This is a genomic window from Pseudomonas putida, assembly GCF_030159595.1.
Lineage (GTDB): Bacteria > Pseudomonadota > Gammaproteobacteria > Pseudomonadales > Pseudomonadaceae > Aquipseudomonas > Aquipseudomonas putida_AC.
Genome location: NZ_BSKJ01000004.1, coordinates 43,660 through 64,466, shown reverse-complemented (window position 1 = coordinate 64,466; position 20,807 = coordinate 43,660). Strand labels below are relative to the sequence as shown.

The 20,807-nt window shown below is 62.8% G+C and carries 14 protein-coding genes and 1 pseudogene; 9 read left to right on the top strand and 6 right to left on the bottom strand.

What is annotated here, in order from left to right:
* Positions 1 to 91 precede the first annotated feature (91 nt).
* The gene (locus tag QQL85_RS10275) at positions 92 to 1,042 is read right to left on the bottom strand and encodes a GlxA family transcriptional regulator (protein ID WP_284353839.1); all 951 of its coding nucleotides are present in this window, start codon (positions 1,040 to 1,042) and stop codon (positions 92 to 94) included.
* A gap of 106 nt (positions 1,043 to 1,148) precedes the next feature.
* Between QQL85_RS10275 and QQL85_RS10270 the strand changes: the two genes are divergently transcribed.
* Both QQL85_RS10270 and QQL85_RS10265 read left to right on the top strand, forming a co-directional pair.
* Positions 1,149 to 1,943 (top strand): SDR family NAD(P)-dependent oxidoreductase, encoded by a 795-nt coding sequence (locus QQL85_RS10270; RefSeq protein WP_284353840.1) that lies wholly within the window; start codon positions 1,149 to 1,151, stop codon positions 1,941 to 1,943.
* A 135-nt stretch (positions 1,944 to 2,078) separates the two neighbouring features.
* Positions 2,079 to 3,086 (top strand): zinc-binding alcohol dehydrogenase family protein, encoded by a 1,008-nt coding sequence (locus QQL85_RS10265; protein ID WP_284353841.1) that lies wholly within the window; start codon positions 2,079 to 2,081, stop codon positions 3,084 to 3,086.
* Between the two features lie 46 nt (positions 3,087 to 3,132).
* Here QQL85_RS10265 and QQL85_RS10260 read toward each other — a convergent pair whose 3' ends face one another.
* The 4 genes from QQL85_RS10260 to QQL85_RS10245 form a co-directional block, all read right to left on the bottom strand.
* Positions 3,133 to 5,532: a TonB-dependent siderophore receptor gene (locus QQL85_RS10260; protein WP_284353842.1), complete on the bottom strand. Its 2,400-nt coding sequence runs from the start codon at positions 5,530 to 5,532 to the stop codon at positions 3,133 to 3,135.
* 79 nt (positions 5,533 to 5,611) lie between these two features.
* Positions 5,612 to 6,550, bottom strand: coding sequence for a FecR family protein (locus QQL85_RS10255; RefSeq protein ID WP_284353843.1), 939 nt, complete (start codon positions 6,548 to 6,550; stop codon positions 5,612 to 5,614).
* Between the two features lie 2 nt (positions 6,551 to 6,552).
* Positions 6,553 to 7,077 carry a sigma-70 family RNA polymerase sigma factor gene (locus QQL85_RS10250; protein ID WP_284353844.1) on the bottom strand — a complete coding sequence of 175 codons (525 nt, stop codon included), beginning with the start codon at positions 7,075 to 7,077 and terminating at the stop codon, positions 6,553 to 6,555.
* A 197-nt stretch (positions 7,078 to 7,274) separates the two neighbouring features.
* Positions 7,275 to 7,835, bottom strand: coding sequence for a hydrolase (locus tag QQL85_RS10245; protein ID WP_284353845.1), 561 nt, complete (start codon positions 7,833 to 7,835; stop codon positions 7,275 to 7,277).
* 263 nt (positions 7,836 to 8,098) lie between these two features.
* On the opposite strand from QQL85_RS10245, the gene QQL85_RS10240 reads away from it, so the two are divergent.
* The 3 genes from QQL85_RS10240 to QQL85_RS10230 all read left to right on the top strand — a co-directional run bounded on the left by QQL85_RS10240 (position 8,099) and on the right by QQL85_RS10230 (position 10,358).
* Positions 8,099 to 8,908 (top strand): AraC family transcriptional regulator, encoded by an 810-nt coding sequence (locus QQL85_RS10240; protein WP_284353846.1) that lies wholly within the window; start codon positions 8,099 to 8,101, stop codon positions 8,906 to 8,908.
* Positions 8,909 to 9,035: 127 nt separating this feature from the next.
* A complete protein-coding gene (locus QQL85_RS10235; protein ID WP_284353847.1) occupies positions 9,036 to 9,668 on the top strand; it encodes an alanyl-tRNA editing protein in 633 nt (210 codons plus the stop codon).
* A gap of 72 nt (positions 9,669 to 9,740) precedes the next feature.
* On the top strand, positions 9,741 to 10,358 hold the full coding sequence (locus QQL85_RS10230; protein WP_284353848.1) for a LysE family translocator: 618 nt from the start codon (positions 9,741 to 9,743) through the stop codon (positions 10,356 to 10,358).
* Positions 10,359 to 10,395: 37 nt separating this feature from the next.
* Here QQL85_RS10230 and QQL85_RS10225 read toward each other — a convergent pair whose 3' ends face one another.
* Positions 10,396 to 12,024, bottom strand: coding sequence for a mechanosensitive ion channel family protein (locus QQL85_RS10225; protein WP_284353849.1), 1,629 nt, complete (start codon positions 12,022 to 12,024; stop codon positions 10,396 to 10,398).
* A 178-nt stretch (positions 12,025 to 12,202) separates the two neighbouring features.
* Here QQL85_RS10225 and QQL85_RS10220 point away from each other — a divergent pair, with 178 nt between their 5' ends.
* The 4 genes and pseudogenes from QQL85_RS10220 to QQL85_RS26750 form a co-directional block, all read left to right on the top strand.
* Positions 12,203 to 12,550, top strand: a complete 348-nt coding sequence (locus tag QQL85_RS10220; RefSeq protein WP_284353850.1) for a metalloregulator ArsR/SmtB family transcription factor — start codon at positions 12,203 to 12,205, stop codon at positions 12,548 to 12,550.
* Positions 12,551 to 12,571: 21 nt separating this feature from the next.
* The gene (locus QQL85_RS10215; protein WP_284353851.1) at positions 12,572 to 13,855 is read left to right on the top strand and encodes an arsenic transporter; all 1,284 of its coding nucleotides are present in this window, start codon (positions 12,572 to 12,574) and stop codon (positions 13,853 to 13,855) included.
* Positions 13,856 to 13,883: 28 nt separating this feature from the next.
* Positions 13,884 to 14,354 (top strand): arsenate reductase ArsC, encoded by a 471-nt coding sequence (locus QQL85_RS10210; RefSeq protein ID WP_284353852.1) that lies wholly within the window; start codon positions 13,884 to 13,886, stop codon positions 14,352 to 14,354.
* Between the two features lie 182 nt (positions 14,355 to 14,536).
* Positions 14,537 to 20,776 (top strand): annotated as a pseudogene (locus QQL85_RS26750) (DUF4347 domain-containing protein); the annotation flags it as partial.
* Positions 20,777 to 20,807: the final 31 nt, after the last annotated feature.

The window sequence follows — 20,807 nt, the reverse complement described above, 5'->3', positions numbered from 1 at the left end:
GCGGTTGCCGCTAAAGGGCTGTCCGGGCGGTGCGTGAATTATCCGTTGAGTGCGGAAAAAACGAGTGGCAATGCTGGCATTGCCTCCAACTTCAAATGGACAACAACCGCCGGGCATCCCGGCGCACGGCCTGAGGGGGTACGCCAAACCCGCGCATGAACACCTCTCGCATATGCCGACGGTCCCTGAACCCGGTTTCCTTGGCCACCACATCCAGGCTGTGCCGGCTCTGCTCGATCATCAGCCGGGCCGCTTCCAGGCGCAGGCTCTCGACGGCCTTGGCCGGTGATTGCCCGGTCTCGGCGGTGAATACACGCGTGAATTGCCGCGGGCTGAGGTGTACCACGTCGGCAAGCTCTTCCACGCTCAGTGGGCGGTTGAGGTGTTTGCGGGCGTAATCCAGCGCGCTCTGGATACGGTCCGACTTGGGCGAGAGCATTAAAAGCTCGGAATGTTGCGACTGCCCGCCAGATCGCCGCTGGTGCATGACCATCTTGTGCGCCACCGACCTGGCCATTTCGGTGCCCAGGTCTTTTTCCACCATGCCGAGCGCCATGTCCAGGGCGGCAGTCATGCCGGCAGACGTCCATATCGGCCCATCGACAATGAAAATCCGGTCTTCCTCGACGTCGATTTTCGGGTGCAACTCACGCAGCTTGTTCGCATAGGCCCAGTGGGTGGTGGCGCGACGGCCATCCAGCACGCCGGCCTGCGCCAACACGAAACAGCCGGTACAAAGGCCTGCGGTACGGCGCGCAGCGTCGACGAAGCCACGCACGCTGGCCAGCACTTCTCCGCTGGGAGGCGTCAGCGGTGTCAGAGTGCCGGTGACCATCCATGTGTCGGCCAGGCCCGGCGCGCCCAAGGGTAAAGTGTCGATATGCATCCCCAAGGAGGAGCGTACCGTGCCACCCCCAATGGAGAAATTCTGGATTCTGTAAACCGCTTCGCCTGCCACGATGTTGGCGAACTCGAACACGGTTTGCGTCGCCAGGGACATGACCTGGAAGCCTTCGGGTATCAGGTAGCCGACTCGGTGCATTGTGGGGCCCCTCTTTGAAATGTCCTGAAAGCGTACCCTATACGTCGTTTAAGACACATAACACATTCTGCATGATGGCTCCACACCCAAACCCCGGAGCATCACCATGACGCAGCAATTCAAAGGCACCGCGCTCATCACGGGCGCCTCCACCGGCATCGGTTCGATCTACGCAGGGCACCTGGCCCGACGCGGCTATGACCTGGTGCTGGTAGCACGCAACCGCGAACGCCTCAATGCATTGGCCGCCCGGCTCACCAGCGAAACCCGGCAGAACGTGGAAGTGTTCCCGGCCGACCTGGCCAACGCAGCCGACCTCGCCAAGGTCGAACGCAAACTGCGCGAAGACGCCAGCATCAGCCTGCTGGTGAACAACGCGGGTATTGGTACCCATACCGGCCTGCTGGAAAGTGACGTCGAGCGCATGGCCGAAATGATCAGCCTCAACGTCACCGCCCTCACCCGCCTCACCTACGCGGCTGTACCAGGCTTCGTGGCGCGCAAACAGGGCGCGGTCATCAACATTTCGTCCATCGTCAGCCTGGCACCGGAACTGCTTAACGGCGTCTACGGCGGCAGCAAGGCCTATGTCACCGCGTTCACTCAGGCGCTTGACAAGGAGCTGGCCGGCAAAGGCGTCCAGGTCCAGGCTGTACTGCCCGGGGCCACGGCGACAGACCTTTGGCAGACAGGTGGCTTGCCGCTCGAAAACCTCGACCCCGCCATCGTGATGTCGGCCGAGGACCTGGTGGACGGCGCCCTGCAGGACTTCGACAAGGGTGTGCTGATCTCACTGCCTTCGGTGCACGACCTGCAAGCGTTCGAGCACTACGAAGCCAGCCGACAGTCCTTGTTCGGCCAACTGTCCAGCAACCAGCTCGCGCCCCGCTACAGGGCCTAGTGACCAGCATGAGGCCAGGCCTCACCGTTCATTTTCATTGAAAACGAGAAAGTCTTACTGCATTCAGGCTATTTTTTGAGTAAATCGAAACGCATAGTCTGGATGCACTTTTCGACCACCCTAGAGGTAGCGCCAATGAAGGCCGTCGTTTACACCCAACCTGGTTTGCCGATCCACGCCCCACAGTCGCTGTACGACGCGGAACTGCCCACCCCAAAACCCGGTGCCCGGGACCTGCTTGTCGAAGTCAGGGCCATTGCCGTCAACCCGGTCGATACGAAAATCCGTGCAAGCCGCGGCGGTGACCAGCCACAAGTGCTCGGCTGGGACGCTGTCGGCGTTGTCCGCGAGGTCGGGCCAGAGGTCACATTGTTCCAACCGGGCGATGAAGTGTTCTACGCCGGTGCCATTGACCGCCCGGGTAGCTACAGCGAACTTCATGTGGTGGATGAACGCATTGTCGGGCACAAGCCTCGCAGCCTGGACAACGCCAGTGCCGCGGCCCTGCCCCTCACGTCCATCACTGCCTGGGAGCTGCTGTTCGACCGCCTGGGCGTTGAAGAAAACGGTGGCAATGGCCAGCGCCTTCTGGTGATCGGTGCCGGTGGCGGGGTGGGTTCCATCCTGGTCCAGCTCGCCAGCAAACTCACTCAACTGACCGTCATCGGCACAGCTTCAAGGCCCGAAACCCAGGCGTGGGTCAAGGCGCTGGGCGCTCATCATGTGATCGATCACGCCGAGTCGATTCCGCTTCAGCTGGAGGCGCTCAAGCTGGGCCCGGTCGATTATGTGATCAGCCTCACGCACACCGACACCTACCTTCCGCAGTTGGTGGAAGTGCTTCGCCCACAAGGCAAGCTTGCGTTGATCGACGACCCGGCGCAGCTGGATGTCATGCCGCTCAAGCGCAAATCACTTTCACTGCACTGGGAGCTCATGTTCACGCGCTCCTTGTACAAGACCGAGGACATGATCAAGCAGCACCAACTGCTCGATCGCGTTTCGCAACTGGTCGACAGTGGCGTGCTCAAGACCACCCTCGGCGAGCACTACGGTACGATCAACGCCGAGCATCTCAAGCGCGCCCACGCCATGCTGGAAAGCGGAAAAGCGCGCGGCAAGATTGTACTGGAAGGCTTCTGATCGCGCGCCAGGCGGCCACCCCGAGCGTGTCTGGCCAGCAACACCGCTACCAGTTGTAACTCAGTGCGCCGACCACGCTGCGTTCATCGCCATAGCGGCATGAGTTGGCGCAATACAGGTAACGCTCGTTGGCCAGGTTCTGGGCGCGAGCACTCACCTGCCATTGGTCATTCACCTGGTAGGTGACGCGGGCATCGAACAGGGTATAGGCCGGGATCTTTCGGTCGCTCACGCTCGGCACGGTGTGTGTCGTGCCGTTGTAGCGGGCGCCAGCGCCCACGCTGACGTCGGGCAGCCCCAGCCAGCTCAACCGGTAGTCCAGCCACAAGGCGGCACTGTGGTACGGCGTGCCTTCGATGCGCGAGCCTTCGAGTGCCTTGTCGTTATCGGAAATGATGTGCGCATCGGTATAGGCATAGGAGGCATTCATCGCCAGGTCGGGCGTCAGCTGCGCCTTGGTTTCCAGCTCGAAGCCCGTGCTGCGTTCCTTGCCGGTTTGTTCGTCGAAGTCGGAGCCAGCGATCGAGGTCAACACATTGCGCTGGGTCAGTTGATACACCGCAGCGCTGATCAGTAACTCGCGGTCGGCAGGCTGATAGCGCACACCGATCTCGTACTGCTCGCCTTCGGTGGGTTCGAAGGTGTCGCCATTGCTGTCAGTGCCTGCGGAGGGCAAGAACGACTGGCTGTAGCTGACATAGGGCGCCCAGCCATTGTCTGCCAGGTACACCAGGCCAACCCGGCCGGTGGTCTTGTGGTCGGTAACCGTGCTGCGCGAACCGTCGCGGTAGTTGCGTGTGTTGTTTTCGGCCCAGTCCTGGCGCATCCCCAGCATGACCACCCAACGCTCGTCAAACGTGGCCTGCTCTTGCAGGTAGATACCCATCTGCGTGCTGTGCAAGTCCGAGCCGCTGTCGATCGCGGTGTTCACCGTCGGCAAGTTGCCGTAAACCGGATTGGCCAGGTCCAGGGTCGGCGCACTGCCGCTGTGCCGGTGGCTGTCGTAGGTCTTGCGGTAGTAATCGATGCCGCCGAGCAGCGTGTGTTGCCAGTTGCCATGGGCAAGCTGGAGGGTCAGGTTGCTGTCACTGGTCCAACCGGTGGAAATGTCCTCACGGGCGTTGTAGCTGCGGGTCAGGTTGTTCAGGTTCGCCCCGGTGACCCGGCTGTTGTTCAGGGTGATGTAGTCATAGTCGCTGCGCGATTCGAAATAACGGGTGGCGTGGTGCAATTGCAGGCTATCGCCCAGGCGGCTTTCCAGCAGGTAGCCGAACGTCTGCAGGGTGCCATCGTACTTGTCGAAGTCTGGCTCGCCGGGAAACAGGCCATACGGCACTTTGTAGCCCGGCGTGTCGCTGAAGGTGGTCAGGTCGTAGCGGATGGGCGGGGTCAGCGTGGTTTGCGTGCGCTGGTGGCTGGCCAGCAGCGTCAGGCGAGTGTCGTCGTCCACTTGCCAGGCCAGCGCGGGCGCGATGTACTGCTTGTCGTCATCGATCTCGTCAAACTGCGTACCACTGTCGCGCACCAGCGCGGTCAAGCGGTAACTGAAGCGCCCCTGGTCATCCAGCGCGCCGCTGTGGTCGGTGGATATCTGCCGGCGCTGATGGTTTCCATATTCCAGGTTGAGCGCGTGCAGCGGGGTGAGGGTCGGCCGCTTGCTGATGGTGTTGATCAAACCACCCGGTGCCAGTTGGCCATACAGCACAGACGAAGCGCCTTTGAGCACCTCGACGCGCTCCAGGCCATAGGGCTCCTGGCCACCTTCGAACTGTGTGCTTTGCATCTTCATGCCGTCGCGCAACACGCTTCCGGTGCGTGGGCCGATGTCGAAGCCACGCAGCCGGTAGTCGTCGGCCACACGACTGTAGCCATTGGGCTGGGTGACCACACCGGCGGTATAGCCAAGTACATCCGCCAGGCTGTCGTGCTGGCGCGACACCATCTCCTCGCGCGTGATCACCGACACCGACTGGGGTATCTCCAGCAGCGGTGTATCGGTCTTGCTCATGGTCGCGCTGCGCCGGGCGACCTTGCTGTAGGCCGGCCCCCAGGCATCCTGCTCGTACGCCTGGCCAGACACATTGATGGCACTGAGGTGCAAAGCATCGCTTGCGCGCGGCTCGACGCTCAGTGCGCCGCCGGGCGTGACGTTCAACTGCAATGCGGTGCCTTGCAGGGCTTGATGCAAGGCTTGCTCGGTACTGAAACGGCCACGCAGTGCAGGTACCGTCAGGCCGCGAGTGAGCGAGGCGTCATAAGAAATGCTGCGCCCGCTCTGCCGAGCGATAGCGGTCAGGGTTGCATCCAGCGCGCCAGCAGGCAGGTCGAAGGCAAGCACTTGCTGTTGGCCACCCGGCTCGCTCGCAGCGCTAACGGGAGCGTGCAGTGCGCCCAAGGCCAGGGCGAAGGCCAGAGGTGTCAGGCTGAAACGGTGTGTTCGGTACATGGGCAGCGGTCCCGGAAGGTGGTCGATGCCAGCTATGTGACGCGAGTGGCTCTGTTATTAAGGGGGGGATGAAAAAAAATCAGTGAAGGCTCACCTGGGTCCACCAACCGAAGCGTTGCTCGACGTGTACAGGCAAGGTTTCTTGTAGCGTGCGCAAGGCTTGCCCGCTGTCATCCAGCGCAAACACGCCCGATACCCGCAATGCCGCAGCGTCAGGGCTGATACGCAACACGCCACGGTGATAGGGACGCAGGGCATCGATTACGGCACTCAGCGGCTGGTCGTGAATCTCCAGATAGCCGTCTTCCCAAGTACCCTCGCCGGCCCGGGAAGGATCCAGCGCACGGATCCCCGCGTTGGACAGTACGGCACCCTGACCACTGCCCAGTTCCAGACGGGCGCCGTTTGGCGCCTGCAGTTGTACCCGCGATTCCTGTACCCAAACGTCGGCAGCCTGGTCACGCTGGTTGACGGTAAAGCGTGTGCCCAAGGCGCGCACCTCGCCAAAGGCCGTGACAACGATCAGCGGCCGCTGCGGGTCGGCGGCAACCTGAATGCTCAGCGCCCCCTCACGCAGGAAAAGCGTGCGTGAGTGGGCCGTAAAGGCAATGTCCGCACGGCTCTGGGCATTGAGCACAACGTGGCTGCCGTCCTCCAGGGTGAACGGCTTGCGCTCGGCCAAGCCGGTCTGCAAGTCGCTCCCCGGAACGGGCAACAGGCCAAGGCGCTGCAACCACCAGCTACCCGCACCTACCCCAGCGACCGCCAATGCACCGCGCAAAAGCCGGCGCCGGCTGCCGGACTCGGTGCTGAGCACCTGACGCGCCAGTGGCGGCATATCGGCGAACGCCATGCCCAGGCGCTGTTCAAGGCGCTGCCAGGCCACGGCGTGGTCCGGGTCAAGGCTCAGCCATTGCTGGAAACGCTGGCGATCTGCATCGCTCATGGCCCCTGAACGGTGGAGCGCCAGCCAGTCGATGGCCTCGGCCACCGCCCGTGGCAGTCGAGTCTTGGGCATGTTTATTCCAGGGCCAGGTAGCACAAGGTCAAGCCCTTGGTCACATACTGATGCACGCGAGGCGCCGAAATACCCAGGCGGGCACCGATTTCGGCATAGGTGAGGCTCTCCAGCTGGCTGTACAGAAACGCGCTGCGTCCCAGCGGTGACAAACCTTCAAGCATGCTGTCGAGGGCGCTCAGGGTTTCCAGCGCCTGGACCTGCTCTTCGGCTGATGGCTCATAACCCGGCGCCTGCTGGCTGAGCGCTTCAAGGTAGGCACGCTCCAGGTCACGCCGCCGCCAACTGGCGAACACCAGTCGCTTGGCAATGGTGGTGAGCAAGGCGCGCGGTTCGTGGATGCCCTGTGGGTCGGGCAATTTCACCACTTGCGCAAACGTCTCCGACGCCATGTCGGCCGCGTCATGGCTGCAGCCCAGGCGTGCGCGCAGGCGCTGCAGCAGCCAGTCATGGTGGTCGCCGAACATCTGCTGCAGGATGCGGTTGCGTAGCGCGAGGGACTGATTATCGGGAGGCGCGTAAGACATGGCTAACTTGCTAATGGGAACTATTAGCAAATGATGCCGTTAGATTGGCATTACCGCAACCGATCACAAGGCATGCAGGCAGGCTACCCGTGCTGCTGGCGCGCCCACTCACGCACAGCCTCAGCAAACAGCCGCAGGGCTATCGGTGGGCGCCGGTTAGCCGGGCAACCGGCTCACCGTCAGAAAACCGTCAACCGTTAGGGCTGCTCGCCCGCCAGGAAGGCCTTGCTGATGTCCCGAAACTGTTCGTGGCTTGCGCTACGCAACAATTCGAACACGACCATTTCACGCGTGACGACCTGAATACCCGCCGCCGCCATGCGCTGGAGTGCCGCGAGGTGGTTCTCCACGGTGCGGCTTGACGTGGCGTCGGCGACCACGAACACCTGCTTGCCGGCGGCCAGCAGGTCGAGCGCGGTCTGAAGCACGCACACATGGCTTTCGATTCCACAGAGAATGACCTGCTCACGCTGCATCAACGAAGGCGGCAGGCACTCGGCGGGTACGCAGGAAAAATGCAACTTCTCCACCACCGGCGCCGAGGCGCACACGTCTTTCAGCCGCGCCAGGGTCGGGCCAAGGCCTTTGGGGTACTGCTCGGAAAACACCACAGGCAATGCCAGCCGTGCACAGGCTGCCACCAGCCACTCGACCCGTGCGGTGAGGCGTTCGGCCTCATGCATGGCACCCACCAGTTTTTCCTGCACATCGACAACCAGCAACGTCGCCTGGCTTGCATCAATCAGAGCACCACTCATTACGCACCTTTCCATTGGTTGTTGTCTGTTTTGCTCACGGTACCGCACCCATTACCGCTCAAGACGCATTCTACGCGATTTACCCACGCACCTTTGACCCCGCTCCCGCGTCGCCATGGCGCCCACGAGCAGCCGCCGCGCCCGCTGCGCGCGCCCCTCCTGTAAAAACTTTGCTCACGCCCTGAATGCCATCGGGATTAAAATCAGGCTCACGCCTTGGTTGTGCGAGGGCTTGGCAGGCAAAGGCCGTTCGGGAGGGGCTGGTGGCAGACCATGTAGATTACAAGCGCAATAGCGAAATCCCTGGCCTGGTGCTCAGCGAGGGGCGGTTTTCCAGTTTTCGCTTTGATCGCCATTACCACCTCGATTACCACGTTGGCCTGATCACCGAGGGTGTGCAACGCCAAGGCTTGAACGGACAATCCGTGCTGCTGACGCCTGGCAGCATTCAATTGATGCCGCCGTGCGAAATCCATGACGGTGTCAGTGCCGATACCGCGTCTTATACCCTCAAGACCTTCCGCATCTCGGCAGCCCTGCTCAAGGATGTCACCGAAACGCTGACCGGGCACGACCGGTTTTCTGCACTGGGCGGCGCGCTGTTGCAAAACCCCAGGCTGTCCGCGGAACTGGCTAACCTGCACAGCACCCTGGCCCAGGGCTTGCCCGCGTCGCCCTTGTTCGTCGAGTCGCAATGGCTGACGTTGCTGGGCCGCTTGTTCACCGAAACCCGCATGGTCAAGCAGCAGTTCGTCAAAGGTACCCTCTCACCGCTGCAATGGCGCAGGGTGACAGAGCACTGCAACGCCCACCTGGCAGAAAAGATCACCTTGCTGGAACTGGCCGCGTTGTGCGGCCTTGAGCGCTTCCAGTTCTTGAAGATGTTCAAGCAGACCGTGGGCATGACGCCCCATGCGTGGCTGGTTCGCCTGCGCCTGGAACGCGCTTGCGAACTGCTCAGCCACACACAGTGGGAACTGACCAAGGTCGCTCAGGAAGTCGGTTTCTACGATCAAAGCCATTTCAACCGCGCCTTCAAGCAGGCCTTTGGCGTGGCACCCTCGCGGTACTGACGTACGCCCCTCCAGGTCACTCAATTTTATACAAGCGCTTCTCGCACAGGCTTCCTAACCTTGGGCACTGGGCCGGACACCGCATTGTCCCCGCCCCGTACTGATAGAAACGGTCAAGGAGCCATTGATGACACTGCGCGCGTATTACACAAGCGATGAACTCACCCTGCGCACAGAAGTGCTGAGCTGCACGCCAACGGATGACGGCAAGTTCCAGGTGGTGCTGGCAGAAACGCTGTTCCACCCACAAGGCGGTGGGCAGTTGGCTGATCAAGGTGACATCGCTGGCATACCGGTCAAAGGTGTAAGCCAGAATGATAGCCAGGTCATCCACGTCCTTGACCAGCCCGTTCCGCTGGGCCCCGTCGACATCGCTGTCTCACCTGACATTCGCAGCTTGCACGCCCGCCTGCATTCCGCAGGCCACCTGATCTCCGGCGTAGGCCAGCTCATGGGCTGGCAGCCGGTCAAGGGCCACCACTGGCCGGGTGAGTGCCGGGTGGTGTTCGAGCGTCAGCCCCATTCCGAGGCGCTGACGGCCGAGCATCTGGAGCACGCCGTCAACCAGCTGATCAACGATGACGTACCCCGCCAGCTGCTTGATCAGGACGGCATGAGAACGGTGTGTTTCGGCACTCTGCCCATGCACGGCTGCGGGGGCACGCATGTTTCATCGGCCGCCGAGATCGGTCAGGTGAAAGTGCTCAAACTCAAAGAAAAGAAAGGCCAGCTGTCTGTCCATTACGACGCAGTCAACTGACCGGCTGTGCTGCACAACTTTTAGCCAGCAACAGCGCTTGAACAGGCAATCGACTTTACAGGAGGCCACGACGTGGACTACATACCTCAACTCTTGACCATTGCTGCGGTCATGCTCCTGGGCTGCATAAGCCCGGGGCCAGACTTCATCGCCGTCACCTCCAACGCACTGGTCAGCCGCCAGCGCGGCCTGGGGGTTGCCCTGGGCACCGCCCTGGGCATCTGCGTCTGGGCGGTGATGGCAGTGATCGGCCTGGGCGTGCTGCTCACCAAACTGGCCTGGCTGTACGACGCCATCCGCGTGGTCGGGGTGTGCTACTTGCTCTACCTCGGCATCAAGATGCTGCTCGGTGCACGCCGCCCCTATCAGGACCTGGCGATCACCACCTCCAGCAACACCACAACGCCAGCGCCTCGGGTCGGTTTTCTGGTGTCCATGACCAACCCCAAGGCCGCGGTGTTCTTCGGCAGTTTCTTCATTACCGTACTGCCTCAGCATGCCCCTGCCTGGGTACTCGGCAGTGCAGTCGTGGTGGTAACGGCGGTGTCGTTCCTGTGGTTTTCGACATTGGCCCTGATGTTTTCGACCCAACGGGTTCGCATGATCTACGCGGGCATGCGGCGGCCGATCGATGCAGCGATGGGGGCTGCGCTGGTCGGGCTTGGGGCGCACCTGGCGCTTGCTCGATAACGGTCAACGGCGCCCCCATGCTCACCGCGCTGTGAAGCTACTGCCGGTCAGGCTTTGCCGCCGGGTCATGTGCAGGCGCCGCGAACCACTTCTCGCGCGGTACCCATTTGTCCTGTGCCGGATCACCCAGGTAATGCGGCGACATGATCTGCACCCCATATTCGTTGAACACGTCCTGGATGTTGGCGTGCAACAGGCTCAGCAACTCCGCACGCGGCCTTGGCGCGCTGGGAACTGCCTGGGCCACCAGGCGGTACTCGGGGTAGAAGTCTGAAAGCCCGGTCTGGAATACCTGCGGCGTGGGGGTTTCCAGAATGCCATCGGTACGGTGGGCCGCCTCCACGAGCATGGCTTCAACCTGGCGCCAAGGCGTGTCGTAGCCGATGGTGACAACCGTGTCGACGATATAACCCGGCCCCTGCACCACCCGCGAATAGTTGCGCGTCACCGAACCGGTAATCATCGAGTTGGGCAACGTCAGCACCTCGCCCAGGCCGGTGCGGATGGTGGTGTTGAACATCCCAACCTCGGTCACCGTGCCTTCGTTGTCGCCTACGCGCACATATTCACCCGCCTTCAGTGTGCGTGAATACGTCAGGATCAGCCCCGCCGCGGCCTGCCCGACCACGCTGGAAGCCCCCAGCGAAATCATCAGGCCGAGCAGCACCGACAGCCCCTTGAAGGCGTCGGTGCCAGAGCCTGGCAAATAGGGGTATGCCATCACCAGGGCAAACAGCCAGATCGCCAGTGACGTCAGCCGCGTGGTGGGCTGCAGGGTTTCCTCGGTCAGCCATTTCAGCGTACCGGGGCGGGCCATCCGCTCCAGCATGCGCCGGCTGAAGCCACTGATGCCGCGGGCGATGAAGAAAATCATGACGGCCACGGCGATGCCAGGGATGGCGTGGAGAATGCCATCGAGCAGATAGCGCAGCAGGTCGAGCAGGTGCACGTTGAGGCTTTCGCCCCACGGCCGGGTATAAGGAAATTGCGATAGCACAAAGCTCAGCCACTGGTAGCTGAGCAGCAGCACGATTGCCCAGTACATCAGGCGCAGCAAGCGGTCGATCAGAAAGTACACATACTGCATGTCGAACAGCGGCAGCTGGCCCACTTTGATCTGCCGGGCACGCTCACGCATCAACTGCGGCAGGCGCCCGCGCAGTGTGCGACGGCCCAGGTTGGCACCCTTGATCAGCACCACGAACACCAGTGTGGCGACGGCAGAAAACCCTAGCGCCTTGAGCAGAAAGCGCAGGCTGCGTGCTTCGCCGGTCTCATCCACTACCTGGCGCAACGTAGCGGCTGCCTGCTCGGCCGCTTCACGCGTATCGCCACCCTCTACGCCCAGGTCCTGGGGCGCGACAATGAACGCCCTGCGCCCGCCCAGCAGCACCAGGTGGCTGTTGACGATCGGGTCGACACTGACCTTCAGCTCGTCGGTACCACGCAAGGCCTCGTCGATGACCGATGAAGCCCGTAGCGCGCGTGCAGCGGGGGTTTCGCCCAGCAGCGTGGCGTGAAAGGTGAAAATGCTGCGGTTGGCGATACGCAACTCTGCGGGGTCACCCGGCACACCATCAGTAGCACTGCCTGCCAAGTCCTTGCCCTGCCCAGCCAGCGGCAGCAAAGCGCACAGCACCAACAGCACGGTCAGAAGACGGTTCATTGCGCACTCCCTGGCCAATTGTCCTGTAGTGATAGCACAGGCTTCGCAGGGCAGCGCCGGGATCCATTCCGGCCAGCATTCGGTGTGTCGCGCCCGAATTGCACACTCATCCACAGCGCGCTTGAAATATATATACGAATATCCGTATATTCGTTAATCCGTATGTTTTGGTGCACCCATGAACACTCCACCCGACATTTTCAAGTGCCTGTCTGACGAAACCCGCGCTCGTGCAGTCTTGCTCATTGCCAGCCTGGGCGAGCTCTGCGTCTGCGAACTGATGTGTGCGTTGGGCGACAGCCAGCCGAAAATCAGTCGCCATCTGGCGCAACTGCGCAGCACTGGCATGTTGCTGGATCGACGCCAGGGTCAGTGGGTGTACTACCGCCTCAACCCCGCACTGCCCGCCTGGGTACACGAGATGCTGCAGCTCACCTTGCAGGCCAATGCTCAATGGCTGGCAGACAACGCCCTTCGGCTAAAGCACATGGACGGGCGCCCCGTTCGTGATGCCGCCTGCTGCTGATCATCACCAAGCGAGAGAACCATGCTGGTCGCCATTTCCGTCTTCGTTTTCACCCTTACCTTGGTCATCTGGCAGCCCAAAGGGCTTGGCGTTGGCTGGAGTGCTGCGCTGGGTGCGCTCATCGCCTTGGCAGTTGGAGCCGTTTCCCTGCACGACATTCCGACCGTGTGGGCCATTGTCTGGAACGCCACCGCCACCTTCATCGCCGTCATTATCATCAGCCTGTTGCTGGACGAAGCCGGTTTCTTCGAATGGGCTGCGTTGCATGTCGCGCGGTGGGCAAACGGCAGCGGCTACCGCCTGTTTGCCTTCTGCGTGCTGCTCGGTGCCGCTGTCTCGGCGCTGTTCGCCAACGATGGTGCAGCGCTCATCCTTACCCCCATTGTCATGTCGATGCTGCTTGCGCTGCGCTTCTCACCCGCGGCGACGCTGGCCTTCGTCATGGCCGCCGGCTTCATCGCCGACACGGCAAGCCTGCCACTGGTGGTCTCCAACCTGGTCAACATCGTCTCGGCCGACTACTTCAAGCTGGGCTTCGCCGAGTACGCCTCGGTGATGGTGCCGGTGAATCTCGTCAGCGTGGCGGCCACCCTGTTGGTGCTGTTCCTGTTTTTCCGTCGCGATATCCCAAGGCAGTACGCGCTCGAGGCCTTGAAGGCGCCGAGCGAGGCGATTCATGACCACGCCACCTTCAAAGTGGGGGGATGGGTGCTGCTGGTGTTGCTGGCCGGCCTGTTCGCCCTGGAACCGCTGGGTATCCCGGTCAGTGCGGTAGCCGCCGCCTGTGCAGCAATCCTGTTCGCCGTGGCCGCCCGCGGTCACCGCATCTCAACCCGCCGAGTACTGCGCGAAGCGCCGTGGCAGGTGGTGATCTTTTCTCTCGGTATGTACCTGGTGGTGTACGGCCTGAAAAACGCCGGCCTGACAGACATGCTCACCCACCTGCTCGACCGGCTTGCCGAGCACGGGCTGTGGAGCGCCGCCATCGGCACCGGCTTGATCTCTGCACTGCTGTCCTCGGTGATGAACAACATGCCCAGCGTGCTGATCGGTGCCTTGTCGATCCAGGCCAGCGGCGCGGAGGGCCTGGTGCGTGAGGCGATGATCTACGCCAACGTCATCGGCTGCGACCTGGGCCCGAAAATCACACCGATTGGCAGCCTCGCCACGCTGCTGTGGCTGCATGTGCTGGCGCGCAAAGACATGCGCATCACCTGGGGTTACTACTTCAAGGTGGGCATCCTGCTGACGCTGCCGGTGTTGCTGATCACCCTTTCGGCCCTGGCATTGCGCCTGAGCCTCTGATGTCCGCCACAAGGCGGAGGAGCCCTCCATGCGAGTCCTGTTCATGTGCACAGCCAACAGCTGCCGCAGCATTCTTTCCGAAGCGCTGTTCAACCACCTGGCGCCGGTTGGCTTCGAGGCCGTCAGCTCCGGCAGCTTTCCCAGGGGGCAGGTGCTACCCCGCAGCCTGAGCACGTTGCAGCAAGCCGGTATTGCGACCAAGGGCCTGAGCAGCAAGGGCAACGACGCCTTTGAAAGCAACCCGCCGGACATCGTCATTACCGTCTGCGACAACGCTGCCGGCGAAGCCTGCCAGGTGTATTTCGGCCCCGCGCTGAAAGCGCATTGGGGGCTTGCAGACCCGTCCGAAGTGCGGGGTGACGAAGCAGCGGTAGATGCGGCGTTCCAAGCCACTTTGGCACACATCGCGTCACGCTGCGAAGCCTTCTTCGCACTGCCTTTCGACAACCTCGACCGTGATCAACTCCAGCACGCGCTGGATCGCATCGGCACGCGTTGAGCAGGCGTAAAAAACCCTGCTCTCCGGCTCCCCTCCCGCACAGTCATTGACTCAAATCAGTTGAGTGGCAAGACGCATTCGCCTGTTCTGGAAAAATTCCGTTTCTTTCCTATGATCAACGGGTCAAGCGGCAACGCTTCAGCTGACAACGGATTGTGCCCCTCAACATGGGAGTTGAATGAATGCCTGCCAACCTTCCTGGCTCCTCGCTGCTACGCCCTAAACGTCAAACGCTTGCCCTGGAGCCACGGATTCTGTTCGATGGGGCCGCCGCCGTCGCGGCTTCCGATGCCCATCAGTCCGACCCTGCCAAACCGGCGGACAGCCACATCGACAACACACCGCAAACCGATGGCCAGCCAGCCAGGGAAAACGCGCCCTCTGCGGCGCGCAGCCTTCTGGTGCTGGACAGCCGTATCGAAAACCGTGACCAGTTGCTGAGTAACCTGCCAGGCAACGTCACAGCCATCGTCGTCAACAGTGGCGAGGATGGCTTGGCCGCCATCAGTGCCGCGTTGGCGCAACTGGGCAAGGTCGACTCGATCCAGGTCATGTCCCACGGTGCCGCCGGGCAGTTCACCCTCGGCAACCGTACGGTCAGTGCCGACAACATCGGCCAGTTGGGCGATACCCTCCAGCAATGGCGTGGCAACCTCAACGAAGGGGCCGACATCCAGCTTTATGGCTGCGACATTGGCGCAGGCGACGCCGGCAAGATGCTGGTCAATGAACTGGCCCGCTGGACCGCCGCCGATGTCGGCGCGTCGAGCAACGCCACCGGCGCCAGCACGGCCGGGGGCGACTGGGTACTGGAAACACGCGTTGGCGACCTGGACCAGGCCATTGCCCTGAGCGCCAACGCCATGGCCAGCTTCGACGGACTACTGGCCGACGCAGCCCCCACCGTCAGCCTGCCCAGCAGTGGCAGCGACGTGTTGCTGGGCGACACGTTCACCTTCACCGTCAATTTCAGCAATACCTCCAGCCAGGAGGGCTACGCGCCCTTCATCAACCTGTTCATGCCCAGCACTGGCAAGGACGGCGACGACGGAGTGAACTTCATCTCGGCCAGCTACCTGGGGCAGAACCTGACCGCCCATGTGGTCACCTTTGCCGCCGACGGCACCGCCACCCACCCCTTGGCCAAGGATGCCAGTGGCAACCCGCTGATCATCAACGCGGCCAGCTTCGGCCTGAGCGCGGGCGACCAACTGGTCGTGGTGGAGCTACCGTTCGCCAGCGTCTCGACCGGCCAGCCGGTCATCCCGGTACTGATTACCGCCAGCCTGAGCAACCTGGCCGACACCCACTTCTCCAATGGCAGCCCCGACCTGACCATCCGTGCAAGCGGCGGCTTCCAGTTCGGCAACGATGCCCTGGACAACCCCACCAATGACCCCAGCCTGATCGCCAGCGGGTCGTCGGCATTCGTCGTGCACCCCACGGTGATCACCCTCGACCAGACGCTGAACACGCCTGAAGGCGAAACAGCGACCGGCCCCAATTACGGGCGTACGCTCACCGTCACGGTAACCCCGGCGCCCGGGCAGACGCTGACCAACGTGGTAGTCACCCAGCCGCTACCTGACAATGTTCAGGTCACGGCCATTAACCCCGGTGCCGGCGGGCGTCTGACCTCGATTACCCTGAAAGACGGCTCCGTGGTGAGCGACGCCGCCACCATCGCTGCACTGATCGCCGCCGACGATGTGTTCATCAGCAGTTTCACGGTCGAGTACGACAGCCTCAGCGCCGCCACCGATACCGTGGTGTCGTTCTATGTACCGGAAACCGACGCCAATGGCGTTCCGGTACTCGACCCGGTCACCGGCAACGCCGTCACCATCAACCTGGGCGCACCGACCGCCGCAGGCGAATGGGTACCGCTGGACCCGCGTGACGTCGCCACACCTGGCGACAACATCGACTTTACCGGCACGGGCGACCCCACTCAGTTCATTGCCAAGTCCATCACCCTGCTCAAAGACGTGAGCCTGCAAACCGATATCGGCCAGACCGGCATCAGCCCTGGCGATACCTTGAGATACTCGCTGAACCTGGCGATTTCCGACTACTTCGCCTTCGGCAAGGACTTCTTCAACCAGGGCCAACTGGTCATTCGCGACCAGCTCAGTGATGGCCAAACCCTGAACGGCACCCCGACCATGACGGTGACATTGGCCGGGGTGCCGCAAACGATTGCCCTGGTTACCAGTGTGGTGACCAACGCCGATGGCAGCACCTCCATGGTGTTCGACATTGCCCAGTCACTGCGCAATGCCTTCTCCGACGTGCGTGGCTGGCTCAACGGCGACCTCGCATTCGACACCCGTCAAGAAGGCGCGGTGATTGCCGTCATCAGCTATGCCGCTGTGGTCGGCCAGGCGTATACGCCACCCGCCGGCGCACCCCACGGCGAAATCAACGAAGGTGACGAGCTGGGCAACAGTGCGGTGATCGAAGGCACCCTGCTGCAGGACATCTTCAACCTCACCGGGCAAAGCCAGTCGGACGATTCGACCAGTACCAGCGTGATTCCTACCAGCACGGTCGACATCGAGCTGGTCGAGGTGAACAACGGCACACCGCCCGCCAACGGCGAACTGCGCCCCGGCGACCAAGTCACGTTCGAGCTGAGCTACGACCTGATCACTGGTGACTATGAGCAATTCAAGCTCACAGCCTACCTGCCACTGCCACTGTTCGATGTTTCCGCCATCAACTGGAGCGTCGGTGACAATGCCGGGCAATGGCAAATCGGCCCCGGCAACAGCAACCTCGGCCCTGTGCTGGGCGTCAGCAACGGCCCTGGCAACTCGGTGGTGTTCGACTTCGGCAGCTTCGTCACGGCCGAAACCACCGGCAGCCGCATCGTCGTGCGTTTCACCCTGAACGTTGGCGACCAACCGTTCGCCGACCAGCGTTCGATCGACGTGCTGGCCCAATCCAGCCAACAGACCACGCTCACCGACCGCACACTGATCTCGTCGGACGTGGTGGCCATTGTGTCCATCGCCGAGCCCGTGTTGTCGATCAAGCATGGCGTGGTGGCGGGTTCGAACGGCAATGTCACGGGCACCAGTGGTAGCTGGAACCCACCTGGCAGTGGATTACCGCCCTTCAATGGCAGCATCACCGATCTGGCCCAGGTCGATGGCGACATCACCGGCATCGACGGTGGCGATACACTGCGCCTGATCACTGCCATCGAGAACAGCGGCGGTGGCGGCGCCTACGACGTGGTGACCAGCATCACGCTGCCCAATGGCCTGAGCTTCGTCGGCGGCAGCCTGGCCGCGGCCAACCTGCAAATCTACCTGGGCGACGGCACGGCGCTGGTAGCTGGCGTGGACTACAGCGTCAACGGCCAGCAGATCACCTTCCTCGATGCAGGTGGTCAAGCCACCCTGCTGGCCGGGCGCAGTGGCACCGCCGCCGACCAGAGCGGTGCCAACCTGGTGGTGATCAGCTACGACGTGGTGGTCAGCGCCAGCATCGAGGCCAGCCGCAGCCTGCAGACCAGCGCCACCCTCAGCAACTACGCCAGCGTCAACGGGGGCGCCGACTTCACCCCGGTCGACCTCAGTGACCTGGCCAGCCAGCAGGTGGCGGCCCCTACCATCAGCAAGACGTTCGCCGACGGCAGCCTGGACGATGGCGACTCCAGCGCCAGCCACACCACCGGCAGCGACCTGGTGGTGGGCGAAAGCATGCGTTATGACATCATCATCACCCTGCCCGAGGGCAATACACAGACCCTGCGCATCGAAGACCTGATACCACCTGGCATGCGCCTGGACACCAGCTTCAACAACGGCCTGGGCTACCAACTGATCACCACCCGCGCCGGCAGCGGTGCGTTGGCCGCCGATTTTGCCGGCAACATCGTGATCAGCGGCTTCACAGGCGCGGGTGGCGCCCTGGGCGCCGATGGTGTGGATGCCCGCTGGACCTTCAGCGCCGCAGGTGCCACTGCCGACAACGACGGCAACAACAACAGCTTCGTGATTCGCGTGCAGTTGGTGGCCAGCAACGTCAGCGACAACCAGGCCAACCGCCTGTTGCAGAACGGCGCCCAGCTTGCCTACAGCGACCCCGACGGCGACACGCCCAACGGTAGCGCCAGTGTCGACCGTGATGTGGCCTTGAGCGGTGGCGCACCCACCGTGACCCTGCGCGAGCCGACCGTGCAGATCAGCCAGACGCTGACCTCCACCGCAGGCCCCGGCGGCTACGACCAGGGCGATATCGTCACCTTCACCATCACCCTGCGCAATGGTGCGGGCAACAACGACTTCGATGCCTTCGACATCAGTTTCCTCGACAACTTGCCCAGCCAGCTGGACAACGTGCGCCTGACGGGCGTGCTGTACCAGAATGGCGCCAGCAACAACGGTGGCGTGGACTTCGAGATTGTCGGCGGCCAGTTGCGCACCGCCACCGGTGCCAACATCGACATCGCCAAGGGCGGCAGCATCGTCCTTAGCCTGACCGGTGTGGTCAACGCCAGTGCAGCCTCGCAAGCAGCCGTCAGCAACCTTGCCACGGTGCAATGGACCAGCCTGGATGGCAGCGACGGCGGCGAACGTACCGGTGTGGACGGCTTGCTCGACAGCGGCGTGCTCAACGACTACCGCAACAGCTCGCTGCTGCTGATCCCGGTGGCCCAGGCCATCCAGATATCCCGAGTCGGCGGCCTGCCCGACAGCCCGGCACCCTCCCCGACCACCAGTGTGCAAGAGTCGGTGACCATCGGCGAAGTCATCCGCTACCGCGTGGTGGTACTGGTGCCGGAAGGCAACAACCCCAACTACCAGGTACAGATCACCCTGGCCAACGGCCTGCAATTCATATCGCCGGATGCGCTGGCCAACGCCCTGCGCATCGGTTTTATTTCCGACGGTGGCCTGACCAGCGACGCTAACCTCATCGTTGGCGGCACCTTGAACATCGCGGGCAACGAAAGCAGCCCCGAAGCGCTGCCGATCACCCCGGACCTTTCCGGGTTGGCGCCCACCGGCGTGTTCGACCCCAGCCGCCTGACCATCGTCACCAACCCTGATGGCAGCCAGGTAATCACCTTCAACCTCGGCAATGTGGTCAACGGCGCAGGCGCCGACGCCGACCTGGAAGGCGTGGTGCTGGAATTCAACGTGCGTGTGGCCAACCAAGCCAGCAACGCCGCCGGTGCACAACTGGGGGTGCAGGCCAACGAACGGGTCGACGGTAACGCCCGCGCCAGCAGCGAGACCCTGTTCGAACGCATCGTCGAACCCAGCTTCGCCGGCCTGGACAAACAGATCGTCAGCTTCGACCCCAACCCGACCGGCTCCAGTGGCACGGCCACGGTGCAGCTGGACTTCACCCAGAATGGCGGCCTGCCGGCCTTCGACGCGCAACTGCGCGACAGCTTTGCCAGCGGCAGCAACTACAGCCTGGTGAGCATCAGCATCAATGGCGTCACCTATGGGCCAGGCAATCTGCCTGGCGGCGTGAGCTTCAGCGCCACTGGCGGCCTGACCGTGGACTTTGCCCAATTGAACGTCGGCGACCAGGTCAGCGTGCGCTACCAGGTCGAGTTGCCCAACAACACGGTGATCGCCAGCAGTGATGCCACCCTGACCTGGACCAGCCTGCCCGAAGACTTCACCGGCTGGGGCGGCTCGGCAGTCGGCAACGATGGCACCCTGGAAGGCGAGCGAACCGGCAGCACGGTAGGCCCTAACCAGTACATCCTGCGCGACAACTCCGGCCTCGGTATGATCACCGGCACCTTGTGGGACGACACCGGCTCGGCCACCAACAGCACGGTGCCCGACGGCCCAGGCTTGGCCGGGCAAACCGTAACCCTGACCTGGGCCGGCGCTGACGGGCGCCTGGACACCACCGCCGACAACCTGCAGTTCAGCACCCTCACTGACAGCAACGGCCGCTATCAATTCGGCGTGCTGCCCCTGGGTGTGTACCGCATCGATGCACCTGCCGGCGTGGTCAGCTACCCACAACCGCTGGGCGACCTGCGCGTGCGCATCGACAGTGACGGCGGCGCTCTCGGTCAAATCGTCATCACCCTGGGCGATGCCGACACGCAAAGCGCCGATGCCGGCTACGTCGAGCAAAACGACGCCCCGGTCAACACCCTGCCCGGCACGCAGCACGGCCTTGAGGACGTGCCCCTGGCCATCGGCGGCATCAGCGTGGCCGATATCGACCTGGAACGGAACCCGGATGCCGCCGCCCGCACCATCAGCGTGACGTTGAGCGTGCTCAACGGCACCCTGTCGCTGGCCAACAGCCTGCCAGGCGTGACGGTGAACGGCGCCAACAGCAACAGCCTCACCCTCAGCGGTAGCCTGGCCGACGTCAATGCCGTGCTGGCCAGCCTGCTGTACCTGGGCAATGCCAACTTCAACGGCACCGATATGCGCAACCGGCGCGAAACGCTCAGCGCCT

Coding starts and splice junctions, on each gene's coding strand:
- QQL85_RS10250 (WP_284353844.1), bottom strand. CDS start 7,077: ATGTCTTACGCGCCTCCCGATAATCAGTCCCTCGCGCTACGCAACCGC.
- QQL85_RS10235 (WP_284353847.1), top strand. CDS start 9,036: ATGACACTGCGCGCGTATTACACAAGCGATGAACTCACCCTGCGCACA.
- QQL85_RS10210 (WP_284353852.1), top strand. CDS start 13,884: ATGCGAGTCCTGTTCATGTGCACAGCCAACAGCTGCCGCAGCATTCTT.
- QQL85_RS10265 (WP_284353841.1), top strand. CDS start 2,079: ATGAAGGCCGTCGTTTACACCCAACCTGGTTTGCCGATCCACGCCCCA.
- QQL85_RS10260 (WP_284353842.1), bottom strand. CDS start 5,532: ATGTACCGAACACACCGTTTCAGCCTGACACCTCTGGCCTTCGCCCTG.
- QQL85_RS10220 (WP_284353850.1), top strand. CDS start 12,203: ATGAACACTCCACCCGACATTTTCAAGTGCCTGTCTGACGAAACCCGC.
- QQL85_RS10245 (WP_284353845.1), bottom strand. CDS start 7,835: ATGAGTGGTGCTCTGATTGATGCAAGCCAGGCGACGTTGCTGGTTGTC.
- QQL85_RS10255 (WP_284353843.1), bottom strand. CDS start 6,550: ATGCCCAAGACTCGACTGCCACGGGCGGTGGCCGAGGCCATCGACTGG.
- QQL85_RS10215 (WP_284353851.1), top strand. CDS start 12,572: ATGCTGGTCGCCATTTCCGTCTTCGTTTTCACCCTTACCTTGGTCATC.
- QQL85_RS10275 (WP_284353839.1), bottom strand. CDS start 1,042: ATGCACCGAGTCGGCTACCTGATACCCGAAGGCTTCCAGGTCATGTCC.
- QQL85_RS10270 (WP_284353840.1), top strand. CDS start 1,149: ATGACGCAGCAATTCAAAGGCACCGCGCTCATCACGGGCGCCTCCACC.
- QQL85_RS10225 (WP_284353849.1), bottom strand. CDS start 12,024: ATGAACCGTCTTCTGACCGTGCTGTTGGTGCTGTGCGCTTTGCTGCCG.